Genomic DNA, 18,024 nt, shown 5'->3' with positions numbered 1-18,024 from the left:
CTCCAACTATGATGAATGGCAATTGCAAATTTTGATTGCTGTGTCAAGGTTTTAAAGGGGCAAAATTAACCGCACGGCGCGATCGCCTAATATGTAGGTATAAAGCCAACTAAGTAAAACTAGCAAGCGACTACGGTATCCAGGTAAATATACCAGATGAACGCCTAACCACATCGCCCAAGCTAAAAAGCCTGTAAATGTAAAGTTGCCAATTTTTCCTACTCCAGAATAACAGCCAATAATGGCTAATCTACCTTTGTTGAAGTAATTAAAGGGTTTTGGTGATTTACCGCGCAGTTGTTGTTGAATATTTCGGGCGACAGTCACACCTTGCTGAAGTGCTTCTGGTGCAACTCCAGCTAATGGTTTACCATTTTGCTCTATATAAGCCAAATCCCCAATAGCATAGACGTTGGGTTGTTCTAGTAGTTGTAAGGTGGGATGAACTAGTAATTTTTCTTTCTTGGCTGTGGATATATCTTCTGATGTTTCGGGAGAGTTGGCTTCTAACCCCGCAGTCCAAATTACTGTTGCGGTGGGAATGACTTCGTTGTTTTGCAGGTGTACAGATTCTTTTGTGACTTGGCTGACTCTGGTTTGCAGGTAAACTTCTACACCTAACTGGTTTAACCGCTTGTAAGTATAGACTCCCAGTTTTTTAGGCAGTTCGGCTAATAAGCGATCGCCTGACTGGATTAAAATTAATCTGACTTGCTGTAAATCTAGTGTGGGATAATCCCGGCGGAATTTACCACGTAGCATTTCTATCAAAGCACCCGCCATTTCTACGCCTGTCGCACCACCACCGACAATGATAAATGTTAGTAATTGTTCCCGTAGAACTGGATCAGATTCTTGGCTAGCTAGTTCCAAACAAGTAAGAATTTGGTTGCGTAATCTGACAGATGCTTCTAAAGTTCTCATGGGGAAGGCATATTCTGACGCACCCGTAACTCCTAAATACTGAGTTTTGCTACCAGTAGCCAGTACGAGAAAATCATAAGCGATCGCACAACGATCTGTCTCCACAATCTGGGCGGAAAAATCAATGCGCTGTACATCCGCCCATAAAAATCGAGTTTTGGGCTTGTGCTGTTGTCGTTTTCCAGAAAATCGCCGCACAATCGTGCGAATAGGGTAAGCAATATACTCTGGTTCTAACTGGCTTGTGGCTACCTGATATAGTAGTGGTACAAAGGTGTGATAGTTATTGCGATCTATTAAACAGACATCTGCCCCAGAATTAGCTAAAGATTGGGCAACTTGCAATCCACCGAATCCAGCGCCAACTATGACAATGCGGGGAGTTTTCAAATTTTCTCTCCTGATTTACCTAGTTGCTTAAATTTATATAAACTATATTAATTTTTATCTCAAGACAAAAAATATCACAATCTACTATAAGTAGAACTTTTTATCTGCTCAACCCTTTTTTTACTTAACGAACCGCCAAGACGCAAAGAACGCCAAGGTAAAAGGGTTTAATAGGTTTTTTACATCAGTCTTCTATGTTTTTACCAAATTGGGATGCTCCCTTGTGGAAGGATTAGTATTGACTTCGTTTTTAATGATCAAAACGCGGTTCGTTACATAATTCAGCGCACAGAAATGTTGAATGCTGATACAAAACTTTACATTATTAATTACACAAAGTCCTCAAAGCCTAAATTAGTCAACAAAACATGATCTTCTCAAACCAATGAACATAACTGATTTGTTGACACATACAAGCTTGTAGATAGCGAAACTTGTCTAATAATTTATTACCCCATTGTTGGGGAATAGATATAAGCTGTAAAATTAGATAAGCTATTAAACTGACATAAATTTGTATGGTAATACTGTTGACATTTTTGGTAATTAATTTATCTAGTTTTAGATGCATCTTTAAAAACTTCCATAGCAACTCAACTCCCCAACGTAATCGATAAATATCCCTGACTTCATCATCAGAAACAGGTGCAATTCCAATAGCAGGTAAATTGGTGACTAAGCGAAACTCAGTTTTCGTTTCTAAATCGCAAAAATTAATGACCCTATAAGCTTGAGCATCAGGAGAAGAACCAATTTTTACCAATTCACTCCCTGGCTGAAACTCTAATTTCCAGTTATTTTTAATTCGGATCACAAAATATTTATTTTCTTGGACTAAATCTTGAATAAATTTTAAACCTGCAAAGCCTCTATCCATTACTCCAACGCCATTTTCTGGTAAGCCAGACATCATTTTGGAGCCAAAGTTATAATCATGATTATGCCCAAAATTAATCACGTTATCTTCTGGAGTTCCTGTAGCCAAATTCAGGGAACTAAAAAGTTTTACCTGATGGTGACCGAGAAACCACAATAATTTACTTGTCAAAGTAATAACGGTTGAATCAATCGGACAAATTGCATATTTATTGTGCAGTTTGTTCGGGATTTTATCATTAACTAATCGATTCTAATCCTGATAAACTTTCTCGAATGGTTTTAGACTTCTATGAGTATTAGCTTTGGAAAAAGTGGAAATGTCTACGTCAACCCCTGTATTGTTTAATCGTTTAAATAAATCCCGCATACTGGTCAAACTATTATCCAGAGCATAAGCTAACCAGCACTCAAAGAAAAGGCGACTATTCAAAACCGGATAATCATTTTTGGGTAAAGGGCTAAGGATATTTTTGACAATTTTGGGAAATGAATTTATAATCATCTTTAAATCAAAATATTATTTTGTTTACCCCAAATATGGTAATATTTGGGGTTATTTTTTTAGGGATTTTACTAACATTCAGCACTTCTGATTTTTAGGTTAAGTATTTTACTTATTTTTACACATAAGTTTTACAGCTACAGCAGTAATAATACAGTATTTTTATTAACTTAAAAAATCAAAAAAGCCGCCAACTAGATTGATTTTGCACAAATTCCACTAGCCAATCCTTGACAGTACGGGTAGCACGACAATCATCTTCATTGTAACTTTGAATAACATCTAGCAAAGTGCGATCGCCTGTTTCTAGCCATTGGTCATACCAGTAAATACATTTAGCACCACTAGCTTCTTTTTCCCGCCACTCAAAACCCAACCACCGAGCAATTGCTTTCAGGGCATAGCTTTCTATCGGTAAGGCGACGCTTTGGGTTAATTGTTCATAGACATCCACAAACCGATTTAATACAGGACGCACTGAAGAATTTGGAGTTTTGTACAGTTTTGCCAGGCGTTTAACTGTATCCAATTCGTAGACACAAAAATGATAAATTGGTGCTTCGGGATATTGCCAAACTAAATCTAAAAATTGCTGCCAAATTAATACTTCGTCCTCTGGTTTTTCAGCTAGAAAGGAATAAAATTTTTCTGTCTTGGCTAACTTATCAACTACCAAAATTCCCAAAAGATAATCTAAATCCAAATCTGGCTGTGCTTCAATATCAAAATAAAGCTCTACCGGAGCCGTAAAGGTCAGATCCTCTGTCGGTAAAGGACTAGGTAAAATAAACGGCCGTCTTTGCAGTACAGATTTCGCTTGTATTATCAGCTTGGGTGCTACTAAACTGGTAAATCCAGGAAGATTTTCTAAAATCAGAGGGCTGGTATGAGCAAGAGATTCCACTGTGTGGATAGACAAAGCTTGGAGTTGGTTGTAGCGAACAGGTGTAACTCCTGGTAACAAAGAAAGATGTTGCTGTGATTGCGCGATCGCATAACATTGATTATACCAATGGCAAAGATTGCACTTCTGACGGGAAATAAATACTTCTGGTGGTTCTGGTAACTCTAATGCTTGGATAAAATCCCACAAAATGCTCTGCATTTTTGGTATCCATTTGGATAAATCCACTGCATAGTCCCTATCTTTGGTACGCAACACCAGCCAAGCTATTTCCGGCGTAATTTCTTGTACCTCTGCCAATACTTGAGCATGAAACGCCGCCACAACTTGATATTCTTGCTTAGGACGCTTACCTAATTCGATATTTGCCGGCACATAGATCCAATCGCCAAAACGTGACTGTCCTGGCTGTTTTACCAGTAAATCAGGACGGCTGAGGAGAGTATACCCTTGATATTCCAGGGACGGCGAAAAATCTTGATTTTCTGGATCTGCCAAATCTTGGAAATTGGCTAACAGCACTCCGCGATAAATGTACTCAACTCCAAGCTGCATTAATTCTAAAGTCGCTGCTTGACCTGCTTCCCAGTTACCACTGGGGTAATCTGGTTTGTGATAATAACCCAACTCTGCCAAAATACTCTTACGATGAGCGATTTTATCTTGTTGTAATTTGAGTAGCAACTCATTGGGAGCTTCACGCTGAGGTATATCGCCGTAAGTATCTAAAACAGGTCGGCGTTTACAGCGTTGATATTGCAGTAGGTGTTCAGCATTGATTAACATTCCTTTAAGTTAACAAGAATTAGCGAAATCTGGTTATGTTCCAGATAGCTAAACTGGCGGGAACCAAAGTAAACTCTCTAATTCAGTGGAAGAGTGAGAGACTATAAAAGTGAAAAAATTGTTATTTTGAAGCGTTTATGACTAATTTAAATCAACATCGCGCCCAATTTCCCGCTTTAGGGAATAAGACTTATTTTAATTATGGTGGGCAAGGGCCGATGCCGCAAGGGGCTATGGATGCCATTACTCAAATTCAAGCTGACATCCAACACACTGGCCCTTTTGGTAATGAAGCTTATGCCAAAGTTTCTCAAGCCAAGCAAGATTTGAGAGATGCGATCGCCTCCCAGTTGCAAGCACCACCAGAAACCATTACTCTCACGGAAGATGTCACCGTTGGCTGTAATATTGCTATGTGGGGTATTGACTGGCGCGCTGGTGATCATCTCCTACTTTCCGACTGCGAACACCCAGGAGTAATTGCTACATCCCAGGAAATCGCCCGCAGATTTGCTGTAGAAGTTACCACCTGTCCCCTCAAAGAAACTTTAAATGCAGGCGATCCCGTCACAGTCATTGCTCAACACTTGCGCCCCAATACTCGCCTAGTAATTTTAAGTCATGTCTTCTGGAACACAGGACAAGTTTTACCACTTGACAAAATAGTAGAAGTATGCAGAGCTAATAATTCCTTAGTTTTAGTCGATGCTGCCCAGTCTGTAGGTTTATTACCTTTAAATTTAACAGCATTGGGGGCAGATTTTTATGCCTTCACAGGACACAAATGGTTATGTGGCCCTGCGGGTGTAGGTGGTTTGTATGTCCGTCCCGAAGCCAGAGAAAAATTACAACCAACATTTATCGGCTTACGTGGGATTGTGGTAGATAGTCAAGGTAAACCAGTGAATTGGCAACCCGATGGACGAAGATATGAAGTATCAACATCAGCGACTCCATTATATGTGGGTTTAACACAGGCGATCGCCATTCATGAGCAATGGGGAACCGCAAAAGAACGTTATCAGCAAATCTGCCGTAACAGTGAATATCTTTGGCGCAAATTGGGAACGTTACCTGATATCAAATGTCTGCGAACCTCTCCATCCGAAAGCGGTATAGTTTCCTTTCAACTCAATCAGCCAAAATCGGGAGTCCATTTCAAATTAGTGCAATTCTTAGAAACACAAAAAATATTAACCCGCACAATAGCCGATCCTGATTGTATCCGCGCCACCGTCCATTACTTAACTTTAGAATCAGAAATCGACCAATTAATTGCAGGTATACAAAAGTTTCTCCAGATGTAATGTCCAGAGAAAACCCCACCCCTAACCCCTCCCCGCAAGCGAGGAGGGGGACTTGAATCAGATGAACAAGAAATATATTTGCCAATTACGAATTACAAATTACGAATTACGAACTACAAATTATGCGTCCAATTTTATATGTAGCAATTACAAATCACGGTTTTGGTCATGCGACACGCACCGCATCAGTGGCATCAACCATTCAAAAGTTATGTCCAGAAATTTTGCTGATTATGGTGACAACTGCCCCCCGGTGGTTGCTAGAGTGCTATATAGAAGGTGATTTTATCCATCGTCCCCGTGCTTTTGATTTGGGTGTAGTGCAAGCAGATAGTTTAACAATGGATAAACAAGCGACTTTAGCCAAGTTGCTGGATATTCAAAAAAACCAAAATTCTCTAATTGCTTCAGAAGTAAATTTTATCCGCCAAAATCGGGTGAATTTAATCTTGGCAGATATTCCATTTTTAGCTCCTTTATTTGGCAAAGCGGCAAATATTCCCTGTTGGATGATGAGTAATTTTGGCTGGGATTTAATCTACCGAGATTGGGGAGGCGAATTTATTGCCATTGCTGATTGGATTAGTGAATGTTATTCCAAGTCTGACAACCTGTTTCGTTTGCCTTTTCACTCATCTATGTCAGCTTTTAGTAAGATTACAGATGTTGGCTTAACTGGTGGTTCTCCGCGTTACTCTGCTGAGGAACTCCGGGCTACTTGGGGGATAACTGCACCTAGAGAAAAAACAATTTTGCTCACCTTCGGCGGTTTGGGATTACAACAAATTCCCTACGAAAATTTACGCCATTTTCCCGATTGGCAATTTATTATCTTTGATAAATCTGCCCCAGATTTACCTAATGTTTGCAAAATTAGCGACAAAAAATACCGTCCTGTAGATTTTATGCCGATTTGTGGGCGTGTGGTTTCCAAACCTGGTTACGGCACTTTTTCAGAAGCAGCGAAACTTGATATCCCGCTAGTGACTATTCCGCGAGATGATTTTGCTGAAGCTAAATTTTTGTTAGAAGGTATTGTTAATTACAATCAACATCAAATCCTCAAACCAACGGAATTTTTTCAAGGTGATTGGGATTTTCTGCATCAAGAACCCCAAACAGCCAAGCAATCTCAACCTTTGGCTAAAGATGGCAATGAAGCGATCGCTCGTGCTGTGATCGAGTATTTTAAAAGATAGACTACGAGCAAATCTGAGTTAGTGTTTCTATTAAAACTTGATTTTGTGCCTCTGTGCCAACAGTGATGCGTAATTTATTATCTAGTCCTGGCTGTGGGAAGTAGCGCACTAAAATGTGTCGTTCTTTCAGCTGTTGATAGAGATATTCGGCATTTTCTTGGGGAGGCTGTACCAACAAAAAGTTAGTCTGAGAATCCCAAACCTGGAAATTTAATTTTTTTAAGTCTGTGGCTAGTTGCGTCCGTGATGCTTTCACCTTGGCTGCACAAGCATTTTTATAATCTTGATCAGTAATTGCAGCTGTTCCTAATGCACAGGCGATCGCATCAATGTTATAACTATCCTTAACTTTAAACAATCCATGCAGCAACTTGGGATTAGCCACACCAAAGCCCAAGCGTAATCCTGCCAACGAGTAACCCTTAGAAAGTGTCCGAATCACAATTACATTCTCGTATTCCTTCACCAAAGCCAGAGCATTTTCCTCAGCAAAATCTACATAAGCTTCATCAATCACTATAACCCCAGATAATCGCTTTGCTAGCTCTCGTAAATCATTAATTGGGACTATATGCCCTGAAGGACTATTAGGCGAAGCGATGAATGTCACAGACCCATTAGCGGCAATTATTTCTTCCACAGGCAATTGATAATTTTCTCTGTAAGGAATCTCAACAAGTTCTGCCGCCTGCATTTGGGTCAAAGTCACATACAATACATAAGTTGGTATCGGATAAACTACCCTTCTCCCAGGTTCAGTGCAAGCTCGAATCACTAAATTCAAAACTTCATCACTGCCATTACCCACAATGATCCAATCACTGGGAACGCCCAAAACTTTACTAGCAGCGCGCCGGAATTCTCCCCCTAAAGGTTCAGGATACCGTCGTAACCACTCCCCTTCAATATTTTTCAGCACAGCTAGCACCGCAGGCGACGGAGGATAGGGATTTTCATTACTATTGAGTTTGATGACCTCTATCCCACGTTGAGGCTGTTCACCGGGGACATAGCTAGCCATTGCATCGATATTAGAGCGAAAGTAGTTGGTCATGGTGCATACTAATTCGTAATTCGTAATTCGTAAGAAGAGGCTTTACAATAATTTACTGAGAATCTCAACTAGCTATAAACCTGACAGAAAGAGAGCGTTAGCGTAAAGGTAGTTGGTTGGTGTTAGCATAAGCTAGCTTTTGCCTAGGCAGAATTGCTCCCATCGCTCACTACTTCCCTACTAAGGGTAGTTTAGCAACTTGTATGTAACATGGTTTCGTATGTACTTATGGGATTTTTCAGCCTGTCAAATGCCGCCCGTATCTCAAAAAATTATTGCTCGAACAAAAAAACTAACAACTATGTCATCTACTGAACCTACCCCCAATGAGCCAAATGAGGCTGAAACTCAACTTCAAACCCCACCTGAACCTGAAGAGGTAGCTATTGATACTGAAACTCAGGAAGAGATTGAAGAATCGGGAGCAATATTTCAAGCTATTGGGGTAATTGTTGGGGATGTCAACTTAAATGAAGATGGTAAAAACACAGTTACCATTGGTAATTTAGAATATCCGCTTTTTTATATTCCCCAAAAACGCAAAGTATTTGACGCTCTCACCAAAGAAATAGAAACGACTGGTAACAAGACTTTTAGGCTAGTTGTTTATCCTAAAGCCGTTCATTTTCCTCGTAAAGAACAACCGCATAGTATGACTTTTCAGCTAGTTGGTTTTGATAGGGGGCGAGAACAACAGACTGTTTCAGCAGAATTGGAAGACAACGAGTTTAAATTTTCAGGACTCTGGCAATTTATCCCAGTTTGTCAGACTCCTTGCATTTCTGTTTTCCGCAACTTTACTCGTGAAAGACTTGAATATATTAAGCAGGCCGAGCCAACGAGAAAAGTAAAATTTATGAAGGCTAGTCATCTGCCTTTATTCTGGAAAGACGCGCCAGTTAGACCCTTCAGATTTAATCCGAAAGCTGAAAAAGAAGACCAAGGACATCCGGTATTTGTCTCACTGAAAGCAAAATTTTTGCCGGGGCGTAATGTCTTCGGTTTTGTGGCACTATTAGCTCCACCCCAAGAAACTGCACCGAGATTCCTCAAAGCATCCAAAAAGGATAAAGCTACAGCGTTGCAAGAGTCTAAAAAGAATAAAGCCGCAGTCTCTCAACCATCCAAAAAGGATACTCCCAAGCCTAGTAACAAGCCTAGTAACAATCTGCCCAAGCCAGTTCTAAAAAAACCTTCTCCAGAACCTGAGCAAGAGAAAGACACAGAGAAAGATACAGAGAAATAGCATCAGCCCACAGGCTTTGGCCTGGGGCTGCAAATCGCTAACATCAAGCACCAGCAGTTTGCCAGTGAGTGTAGCAAAGTGTTGAGTGCAGTAGCGGTGGTGGAGCAGATTACTGAGTACAAATCCATTTGCCTCAAGGCTTTTAGCAATCAACACTGTCTTAACCACCTTGACAGTTGCTATAAATCAAAACTGCTGTAAGATTATGAGCAATCAAAAAATATTTTTGCGCCTAGCTGAAGAAACAGACGCGTGGGTGATGAGTGCAATTCATATTGCTGCTATTAAAGCTCTTCCCACAACTTTTTACACCCGAAAACAGCTATTGGCTTGGCGTAATTATCGTAACAAGCCTGATGGTAAAAATATTTTGCAAAATATGCAAGCCGAAATTTTTTGGGTGGCTGTTGAGAAGCATAATCTCGCAGGTTTTGCTAGTTTTATGGTGGATGAATTGATTGCTTTATATGTGCATCCTTATTATCAAGGTAAAGGCATAGGGCGAGCTTTAGTTACACATTTTAGCCACGAAGCTGCTAATCAAGGTGTAGATAAAGTAATTACAACTGCCAGTCTTTATGCTGAAGGATTTTATTCCCGGCTGGGATTTACTGCTATCAAAAGAACACCTCATCAGTTAAGAACTGGCATAGTTGTTCCAGTTACCAAAATGAGTAAAATCCTAACTCCTGCTTAATGAAAATATGCTTTAAGTTTAGTAAAATTCTGTAAACTTGTTTTACCGATTTTGCAACATTTTTTACAAAATGTAATAATATCGAAGCAAGTACTTGCAAGCAAAATGACTAGAACTATCCGATCATCCTCTCTTACCCGTACACGTTTGATAGAAGCTGCCTCGCAGGTATTTGCTAGTTTAGGTGTTCAAGGAGCAACTACTCGTGAAATAGCTCGTGTTGCCGGAGTGAATGAGGTGACTTTATTTCGCCATTTTGCGAGCAAAGAACAACTTCTCAAGGCAGTAATCGAAAATGCCTCAGCCCTCCAGACACAATTACTCGCTCATCCCGAAGCTTGGACACAGAACCTTGAAGTTGATTTAAAAAACTATGCCCAGCTTTATAATGCCATGCTGGAAGCACACGAAAATTTGATTCGGACTTTCATTGGAGAAGCTAAACGTCATCCTGATGAAGCTAGGCAAATAATTCAAGAAGCGGCCAAGCCTTTGGGTGAAAAATTGGTGGCTTACTTGCAATCTAGCCAGAAACGAGGGACTGTTAGACTTGATCTTGATCCGTTTCCAGCAGTTGATATGTTTACAGGTATGCTATTAGCTGGGATGCTCTGCCGCACCGTCAAATATAATCAAAATAACTACAGTTGTGAAGATTATATTGATACTTGTGTTGATATTTTTGTGCGTGGTATTGCGGCTACAGTTAACAGTTAACAGTTAACAGTTAACAGTTAACAGTTAACAGTTATCAGTTATCAGTAGGGTGTGTTGTCGCATCGCGCAACGCACCATCCTAAACTCCATAACGCACCCTACCAAATGAAAGGTTTTTGGACTTGTGTGTAGACCGTAGCCCTTGTAGGGGAGAGGAATGACAGCGAGGTTTTCCAGATTCAGTGAAAAGTTAGACGCTGTTGAGGTTAGCGGGATGGTTGATTGCATCGCATAAATGCTGCACCAATTAATAGTCCTAGAAGTTGCGCCCAGTAGGCTAGACTCGCTGTATTTACACCGGATGGAGGAATGTTTAAGCTACCAATTCCGTAAAATAGCTGTTGGATAAACCACCAAAATAGATACAAATAGGCGGGAAGCTCAATGGGAATATACACTATTATTAGGGGGAGAATGGTGTCTATTTTAACTTTAGGAAATTTGCATACATAAGCTCCTAACATCGCCGCGATCGCACCATTGGCTCCGATTAATGGTATTGTCAAACTCGGTTCTAAAATAATTTGCGCTATCCCTGTCAGCATCCCTGCACTCAGATACAATCTTAGAAAACGTCCATGTCCAATCACGTTTTCGACTGTTTTACCAAAAACCCATAAAAATAGTAAATTGCCTAAAATTTGACTAAAACTACCGTGAAGAAACATCCCTAAAAAGAGGGAAGGTATACGCCAAAATACCACTACCCAAGCGGCTGGATTAAAGTAGATGGCATTGGTAACTGCACTCGTAATTTGGGCGGGAATCAAACCCCAACTATTGATGAAAGTTCCTAATTCACCACTTACCTCTAGTTTAAGTTGCCATAAAAATATAGCTATATTAATGCCAATCAGCCAATAAATAATAATTGGTTGATGACGCAGGCGAATATTATCACTAATAGGAATCATATAAATTTTAAATTTTGAATAAAGTTTCGCCCTGATTCCGCCTCATCTCCCTGTTTGAATTAATTTGTGGCAAGATTGGAATCAGGTCACAATGCACTCAACTAGGTAAACGAGATGCTGGGAAACACACTTGTTGGAAGATACCAAATTATTAGCCACTTGGGAGATGGGGGATTTGGTGAAACTTTTGTGGCTTGTGATACTCACTTGCCGGGATTACCTCAGTGTGTTGTCAAGAAACTCAAACCCCAAGCCACTGACCCATTAAACTTGGAGACGGCTAGACGTTTATTTGATACGGAAGCGCAAGTTCTGTATAAATTAGGTATTCATGACCGAATTCCACAACTTTTGGCGTACTTTGAAGAAAATACAGAGTTCTATTTAGTACAAGAATTCATCGCCGGTCATGACTTGAGTACAGAGTTAGCACCAGGAAAAATCTTCAGTCCAGAAGAGGTGATTTCTCTGGTTCAAGAAATTTTGTCAATTCTAGAGTTTGTTCACCAAGAAAAGGTGATTCACCGCGATGTTAACCCGCGAAATTTACTCAGGCGGGAGGAAGATGGTAAGTTAGTTTTGATTGACTTTGGAGCAGTTAAGCAAATTGTTACCCAGATAATTAGCCCTGAAGGTCAAACGAAAGCCACGATTGCTATCGGTACTCCCGGATATTTACCCGGAGAACAAGCCCAGGGTACACCAAAGTTTAGCAGTGATATCTATGCTGTGGGGATAATTGCTATTCAAGCCCTGACAGGATTATCACCAAACCAGCTAGAAATTGATATTGATACCAATGAAATTGTTTGGCAAAATCAGGCTAGTGTGTCCCCAGAATTTGCCCAATTCATTGATAAAATGGTGTGTTATGATTTTCGGCAACGCTATGCTTCGGCAACTGTGGCATTGCAAAAGCTGCAAGAATTAACGCAATTATCATCTGGGACGATAGTTATAAGTCCCGCTTTGCCAATAAATTCTGGGGTGTTACTCAAACCTGATTCACTATTGCCAAAGCTGAAATTTGGAAAGTATAAAAAAGACATCCTTATTAAGCTGTCATCAGCAATATTTTTCATTGGGATTAGCGGTGTAGCCTCTATATTTATTGTCAATAGTATTAATGCTAATAACGCGATCGCACTATCTCAACAAGGCAGTACACTATTTGAATTACAGCGCTATCAAGATGCTTTAGCTGCTTATCAAGAGGCAGTAAATATTAGTCCAGATTTTGTCCCAGGATGGAGTGGTCAAGGGAAAGCCCTGTCAAAATTAAAAAAATATGAGGAAGCACTGACAGCTTATGACCAAGCTATTCAAATTCAACCAGATTATCTAGAAGCATGGCGTGGTCGAGGTTTTGTGCTGCGAAATCTCAAGCGCTATCCAGAAGCGATCGCATCTTTTGATAAAGCCTTACAATTAGATGATAATTCTCCTGACATTTGGAATGCTAAAGGAGAAATCTTCAGTAATTTGCAACAATATAATAATGCAATTGAATCTTATCAAAAAGCTGTAGAACTGCGACCTGATTATCATGAAGCTTGGTATAGTAAGGGTTTAGCATTTCATAAATTAAGGCAATATGATGAGGCAATTACAGCCTACGAAACAGCTATTGAATTTAAGCCAGATTATGGGCAAGCTTGGTATAGTTTAGGCAATGCTTTATTTAATTTAAATCGATTTGATTATGCTTTAAAAGCTTATGATAAAACCGTACAATACAGACCTAAATTTTACCCAGCTTGGTTTTCTAGAAGTAATATTTTAATTACTTTACGCCGCTATCCCCTAGCAATTGAATCATTCGATCAAGCAATTAAACATAATCCCAATGACTACCAATCATGGTATAGTCGGGGTTGGGCGTTGCATCAAAGCCAACGCTACGAAGAAGCTATAGAATCTTATAATAAAGCCGCAGCAATCAAAGGCAATGATTATCAAATTTGGTATAATTTAGGAAATTCCCAATATATTCTCCAGAAATACCAGGAAGCGATCGCATCTTACAATAAAGCAGTTCGTTATCAAGCCAGTCATGCTGAAAGTTGGTACAGCAGAGGCAATGCTTTATTTAATTTGCAAAAATATCAAGAAGCAATCGGCTCTTATGATCAAGCTATAAAATACAAACCGAATTATCGAGAAGCAATTAACGGCCGTAAAAAAGCTCAAAGAGAATCATCAGTTGAAAAACTACGTTCTATAATTGTACCAACTATTCCCAGTTCTGAAGACTAAGAGGAAATGGTTAAAAGTAACAATCTATCTTGTATTACACAGAAAGCCGACGACCCCTGTAATACACAGTGAGAGGAAGATCATGATCAATTCGTCGCCCTCCTTCGCTGGAATTGACTATCATGTAGTACATAAAATTCCCGGCAGAGTCAGATTTCGTGTTCCTCTGTTAGCCCATGACCCCAATTATGCCCAAAATCTCCAAAATTTACTAGAATCGGATAGTCGCATTACGTTCATTCGTATTAATCGTTCTTGCAGTTCTGTGACGATTAAATATCAATTATCTAGTAGTAAAAATGGGTTAATTCCCAAGTATTTATTACCTTTGCTATCTGAAGCCAAGGTGAGAAAAAGTCAAAAGTTAAAAGTTGAAAGTCAAAAACTAGAAGCAACTGATCATTCGGGTGTGGAGTTGCCTGCTTTGGCGACTGTTTTAGCTTTACTAGGGTTAGGATTTCCCATTCCCAGAGTGATGATTGCCGCAACAGTGGCACTTGCAGCGTTACCTGTTGTTCAACGTGCTTATAACAGTATTACCCAAGAACGAAAATTAAATATAGATTGCCTAGATTTTATGGCGATCGCCTTAACTTCTGCCCAAGGAAACCTCTTAACACCAGCTTTGGTGATGACATTACATGAAATTGGTGATCAGATCCGCGATCGCACCGCCAGAGTTACCGAAAATCACGCCGCCGATTTATTGAATTCTTTGGGACATTACGCTTGGGTGGAACAACCAGATGGGCAAAAAAAACGCATCTTGGCACAGGAAGTACAGCCAAAAGACACCGTGATCGTCTATCCAGGTGAACAAATCCCCATTGATGGAGAAATACTGCACGGTAAAGCTTTAATCGATCAGCAACAGCTGACTGGTGAATCAATGCCCGTTTTGCGTCAGGTAGGACAAGCGGTTTATGCTTCTACCCTCGTGCGCGAAGGAGAAATTTACGTCCAAACCCAACGAGTTGGCGCTGCTACTCGTGCTGGGGCAAGTATAGAGTTAGTCAAACAAGCCCCTGTTCATGACACACGCATGGGTAACTATGCCGCAACCATCGCTGACAAAGCCGTATTACCAGCCTTGATTTTTTCGGGATTAGTGTTAGCTGCAACCAGAAATCCTAACAGGGCAGCATCTATCCTCACCCTCGATTTTGTCACCGGGATTCGCGTTTCCCTACCCACAACTTTCTTAGCAGCTTTACACCACGCTACTAGACATGGTGTACTGATCCGTAGTGGTCGGGCTTTGGAAAAATTAGCACAGGTTGACACATTAGTATTTGACAAAACCGGCACTTTAACTAAAGGTAATATCGAAGTTGTAGAAGTGGAAACTGTAGCTGGGAGGATGTCTAGTCACAGGTTGTTAACACTAGCCGCATCTGCCGAACAACGCCTGACTCACCCAGTTGCCGAAGCTGTAGTAAATTATGCCCAGAAACAAGGCATTGAGATTTTGACCCGCCAAGACTTTGTGTATGAAATTGGTTTGGGTGTGCGCGCCGAAATTGATGGTGAACAAGTTATAGTGGGGAGCGATCGCTTTTTGCGTCAATGCGGTATTTCCCTGGACTGTCTTGATGAATCATATAGCTGCAATCATGCCGATTGCCGTATTTCTGCCCATAATGCTTTGCTATATGTAGCGGTAAATCAGGAGTTTCAAGGAATTATTTATTATACAGATCCCCTGCGCCCAGAAAGCCCAGATGTAATTGAGAAGTTGCAAAGTGAATATGGGATGGAAATCCATCTACTCACAGGAGATAATCAGCAGAGGGCTATGGCTGTTGCCCAGGAACTTAATTTGCCTCCTTCCCAAGTTCATGCTGAGGCGTTCCCTGAACAAAAAGCCGAAATTATCCAAAAAATACACGCATCAGGTAAAACAGTCGCCTTTACTGGTGATGGCTTAAACGATTCCATCGCCCTAGCTTATGCTGACGTAGCGATTTCCTTTGGTGGAGGTTCCGAGATAGCTAGGGAAACAGCCGATGTTGTCCTGATGGATGATAACCTAACCAGTTTTTTAGAAGCAATAGCGATCGCTCGCCAAACCCAAGCAGTAATTAAACAAAATATCAGTTTAGCCGTAGTTCCTAATTTAGCAGCGTTAGGACTAGCTACAACCATAGGGTTGCATCCCTTGGCGGCAACAATTGTCCATAATGGTTCAGCAATCATCGCCGGTTTAAATGGATTGCGTCCCCTCATGCATAAAGATCCGCCCAGGTAGGGTGTAGGGTGTAGGGTGCAGGGGAGAAGAGGAACGGGGGTAAAGGAACTTACTCAGCACTCCTGTAGGGGCGGGTTTACTAAGGATTTTGACGAACCACAGACTGACTGATTGAACCCGCCCCTACTCACTCCCCACTCAGCACTTAATTAACGAATATTAACTTCTTGCAGATGATTTTCTGAATGAAAACTTTCATTTCTAATTGTTGATTTTGTAGCATCAAAAGAATTTAACGCCACATTTTTAGTTTTAGTTTGTATTTGCTGTTTTTGAGTATATTCATTGAGTTTAGCCTGTGCTTGAGGGTAAACTGGAGTATTTTGTGGAATTTTGCGAAGCAGTTTTACAGCCCCATTAAAGTCACCTATAGAGGCTTTGAGATTAGCATTATGTAAAAAGTAAGCAGCTCTAATTTGCCGTTTTTCACTGTACTCAGCCAATTTATCTTGAACTAAAGCACCAGCAGAACTTTCTTGAGGAATTTGACTCAGGTATTCTATAGCAGTTGAAAATTCTTTAGCTATGGCTTTTTCGTAAGCTTTTGATAACAAAGTTTGTGTTTGAGTTTCAATGCGGATTTGTGCTTGCTGTACTAATTTATCTATTTTAGATTGCCAATATAAAATATCCGGCATTTTTGGAGAAACATCTAAGACATCTGACCATCTACCCTCTACCAAAGCTTGTTCAGCTATTTGATATTGTGCCGCAGCAAATTGCCATTGATGCTGCCATTCTTCAATCGTGGCTTGTGCTTCTGGATAAATATGGCTGTGAGCCGGAATTGATTTTACTAAAGCCAGTGCCTTTTCTAAATCCCCCGTTTGATATTCTTCTGTAGCTTTATATAAAGTTTCTTTGGCTGAATATGCTGGAGAATTATTCACTAAAGAATATACTCCCAATCCCATCAATAAAGAATTAGCTGCTAAACCTACCTTCATCCCTGTAAATAATGAAGATGCCGGAATTACATTTGATTTTTGCTGTGTAGGAGCATTTTTTATCTTTGGCTTTTTAACCAGTTCACGGCGGATTTCCGGGATAGGCTGTATTTTAGTTTCTCTGACCATTTGCTTGAGTATATGTAGTACCTCACCCGCAGACTGAAAGCGCTCTTGGCAATCATAGCGAATCATGTGACTGAGAAGAGCTGCTAGATAATCGTTAATTGATGTATCTTGAGTACGCCAGATAATCTCATTAGTTTGAGGATCTACTTGGAATTGCAGTGGTTCTCGCCCTGTTAAAGCCTGAACAGCAATTAGCCCCAAAGCATAAATATCACTATTAGGCTGTGTTTGCCCAATAAATTGCTCTGGCGGTATGTACCCTAGTGAGGTGACAGAAATTCCATCAATAGGCAATTCAGCATCTAACCCCAAATCAACCGACTGGATAGAACCGAAGTCAATTAAAACTAACTTGCCATCAATAGTACTTCTAATCAAGTTTTCTGGTTTAAGATCACAATGGATAATGCCATGAGAGTGAACAAATTCTAAAATCGGCAAGACATCTTCTAACAATTGCACAACTTCATTTTCAGTCCAATTACATCTCCAAGATTGATTGATGGGCAATTCCGTACTCAATGAATGTCCTTCGATAAACTCTTGTACTAAGTAGAACTGCTCATTTTCTTCAAAACAGGTGATTAATTTGGGAATTTGGGAATGCTTTCCCAGAAGATGGAGAGTTGCTGTTTCATCAATAAAGCATAATCTTAAGTTATCTAAGTATTTTTGGGGTAAATTGTGTGATTTTAGGTTTTTAATCACACATTGAGGATTTTCTGGATGAGCTTGATCTATAGCGATGTATGTCTGTCCAAATACGCCTGCACCAAGGCTTTGGACGATTTGGTAACGTGCTTGTAATAATTGACCGATCATGTGATGGTTCATGAGCTGGTTACTTAATAAGTCCTTATAATAGGTTTCCTGATCTCACCAGTTTTTCCGGAAGCCTTGAAAATTGTTTATTGTAGCTTCTATT

12 protein-coding genes and 1 pseudogene are annotated in these 18,024 nt (G+C 40.2%); 7 read left to right on the top strand and 6 right to left on the bottom strand.

The window, feature by feature from the left end; translation table 11 throughout:
* Window positions 1-51: 51 nt before the first annotated feature.
* The 3 genes and pseudogenes from ACM0OW_RS02955 to ACM0OW_RS02945 form a co-directional block, all read right to left on the bottom strand.
* Window positions 52-1,314 (bottom strand): NAD(P)/FAD-dependent oxidoreductase, encoded by a 1,263-nt coding sequence (locus ACM0OW_RS02955; protein WP_414548546.1) that lies wholly within the window; start codon window positions 1,312-1,314, stop codon window positions 52-54.
* 358 nt (window positions 1,315-1,672) lie between these two features.
* A pseudogene (locus ACM0OW_RS02950) lies at window positions 1,673-2,695 on the bottom strand (IS4 family transposase).
* 178 nt (window positions 2,696-2,873) lie between these two features.
* Window positions 2,874-4,385, bottom strand: a complete 1,512-nt coding sequence (locus ACM0OW_RS02945) for a TM0106 family RecB-like putative nuclease (protein ID WP_414548545.1) — start codon at window positions 4,383-4,385, stop codon at window positions 2,874-2,876.
* A 137-nt stretch (window positions 4,386-4,522) separates the two neighbouring features.
* Here ACM0OW_RS02945 and ACM0OW_RS02940 point away from each other — a divergent pair, with 137 nt between their 5' ends.
* Both ACM0OW_RS02940 and ACM0OW_RS02935 read left to right on the top strand, forming a co-directional pair.
* A complete protein-coding gene (locus ACM0OW_RS02940) occupies window positions 4,523-5,692 on the top strand; it encodes an aminotransferase class V-fold PLP-dependent enzyme (protein WP_414548544.1) in 1,170 nt (389 codons plus the stop codon).
* A gap of 119 nt (window positions 5,693-5,811) precedes the next feature.
* A complete protein-coding gene (locus ACM0OW_RS02935; protein WP_414548830.1) occupies window positions 5,812-6,891 on the top strand; it encodes a glycosyl transferase in 1,080 nt (359 codons plus the stop codon).
* A 1-nt stretch (window position 6,892) separates the two neighbouring features.
* Here the strand turns inward: ACM0OW_RS02935 and hisC are convergent, their stop codons facing one another.
* A complete protein-coding gene (hisC, locus tag ACM0OW_RS02930; RefSeq protein WP_414548543.1) occupies window positions 6,893-7,945 on the bottom strand; it encodes a histidinol-phosphate transaminase in 1,053 nt (350 codons plus the stop codon).
* A gap of 301 nt (window positions 7,946-8,246) precedes the next feature.
* Between hisC and ACM0OW_RS02925 the strand changes: the two genes are divergently transcribed.
* The 3 genes from ACM0OW_RS02925 (at window position 8,247) to ACM0OW_RS02915 (ending at window position 10,605) form a co-directional block, all read left to right on the top strand.
* Window positions 8,247-9,191, top strand: a complete 945-nt coding sequence (locus ACM0OW_RS02925) for a hypothetical protein (protein ID WP_414548542.1) — start codon at window positions 8,247-8,249, stop codon at window positions 9,189-9,191.
* A 205-nt stretch (window positions 9,192-9,396) separates the two neighbouring features.
* A complete protein-coding gene (locus tag ACM0OW_RS02920) occupies window positions 9,397-9,888 on the top strand; it encodes a GNAT family N-acetyltransferase (RefSeq protein WP_414548541.1) in 492 nt (163 codons plus the stop codon).
* A 105-nt stretch (window positions 9,889-9,993) separates the two neighbouring features.
* Window positions 9,994-10,605: a TetR/AcrR family transcriptional regulator gene (locus ACM0OW_RS02915; RefSeq protein WP_414548540.1), complete on the top strand. Its 612-nt coding sequence runs from the start codon at window positions 9,994-9,996 to the stop codon at window positions 10,603-10,605.
* A 206-nt stretch (window positions 10,606-10,811) separates the two neighbouring features.
* Here ACM0OW_RS02915 and ACM0OW_RS02910 read toward each other — a convergent pair whose 3' ends face one another.
* A complete protein-coding gene (locus tag ACM0OW_RS02910) occupies window positions 10,812-11,519 on the bottom strand; it encodes a rhomboid family intramembrane serine protease (protein WP_414548539.1) in 708 nt (235 codons plus the stop codon).
* Between the two features lie 114 nt (window positions 11,520-11,633).
* Between ACM0OW_RS02910 and ACM0OW_RS02905 the strand changes: the two genes are divergently transcribed.
* Together ACM0OW_RS02905 and ACM0OW_RS02900 are read left to right on the top strand one after the other, a co-directional pair.
* Window positions 11,634-13,775, top strand: a complete 2,142-nt coding sequence (locus ACM0OW_RS02905) for a tetratricopeptide repeat protein (RefSeq protein WP_414548538.1) — start codon at window positions 11,634-11,636, stop codon at window positions 13,773-13,775.
* 82 nt (window positions 13,776-13,857) lie between these two features.
* Window positions 13,858-16,023: a heavy metal translocating P-type ATPase gene (locus tag ACM0OW_RS02900; protein ID WP_414548537.1), complete on the top strand. Its 2,166-nt coding sequence runs from the start codon at window positions 13,858-13,860 to the stop codon at window positions 16,021-16,023.
* 149 nt (window positions 16,024-16,172) lie between these two features.
* On the opposite strand, the gene ACM0OW_RS02895 is transcribed toward ACM0OW_RS02900, so the two are convergent.
* Complete coding sequence (locus tag ACM0OW_RS02895) at window positions 16,173-17,933, bottom strand: protein kinase domain-containing protein (protein ID WP_414548536.1); 1,761 nt, start codon at window positions 17,931-17,933, stop codon at window positions 16,173-16,175.
* Window positions 17,934-18,024: the final 91 nt, after the last annotated feature.

The sequence above is a fragment of the Anabaena sp. CCY 0017 genome, assembly GCF_963920885.1.
Lineage (GTDB): Bacteria > Cyanobacteriota > Cyanobacteriia > Cyanobacteriales > Nostocaceae > Nodularia.
This window is presented reverse-complemented; position numbering and strand designations above follow the sequence as displayed.

Excerpts from the sequence above, each read along its gene's own strand:
- ACM0OW_RS02920 (WP_414548541.1), top strand. The coding sequence starts at position 9,397 with ATGAGCAATCAAAAAATATTTTTGCGCCTAGCTGAAGAAACAGACGCG.
- ACM0OW_RS02900 (WP_414548537.1), top strand. The coding sequence starts at position 13,858 with ATGATCAATTCGTCGCCCTCCTTCGCTGGAATTGACTATCATGTAGTA.
- ACM0OW_RS02905 (WP_414548538.1), top strand. The coding sequence starts at position 11,634 with ATGCTGGGAAACACACTTGTTGGAAGATACCAAATTATTAGCCACTTG.
- ACM0OW_RS02925 (WP_414548542.1), top strand. The coding sequence starts at position 8,247 with ATGTCATCTACTGAACCTACCCCCAATGAGCCAAATGAGGCTGAAACT.
- ACM0OW_RS02940 (WP_414548544.1), top strand. The coding sequence starts at position 4,523 with ATGACTAATTTAAATCAACATCGCGCCCAATTTCCCGCTTTAGGGAAT.
- ACM0OW_RS02945 (WP_414548545.1), bottom strand. The coding sequence starts at position 4,385 with ATGTTAATCAATGCTGAACACCTACTGCAATATCAACGCTGTAAACGC.
- ACM0OW_RS02915 (WP_414548540.1), top strand. The coding sequence starts at position 9,994 with ATGACTAGAACTATCCGATCATCCTCTCTTACCCGTACACGTTTGATA.
- hisC (WP_414548543.1), bottom strand. The coding sequence starts at position 7,945 with ATGACCAACTACTTTCGCTCTAATATCGATGCAATGGCTAGCTATGTC.
- ACM0OW_RS02910 (WP_414548539.1), bottom strand. The coding sequence starts at position 11,519 with ATGATTCCTATTAGTGATAATATTCGCCTGCGTCATCAACCAATTATT.
- ACM0OW_RS02895 (WP_414548536.1), bottom strand. The coding sequence starts at position 17,933 with ATGAACCATCACATGATCGGTCAATTATTACAAGCACGTTACCAAATC.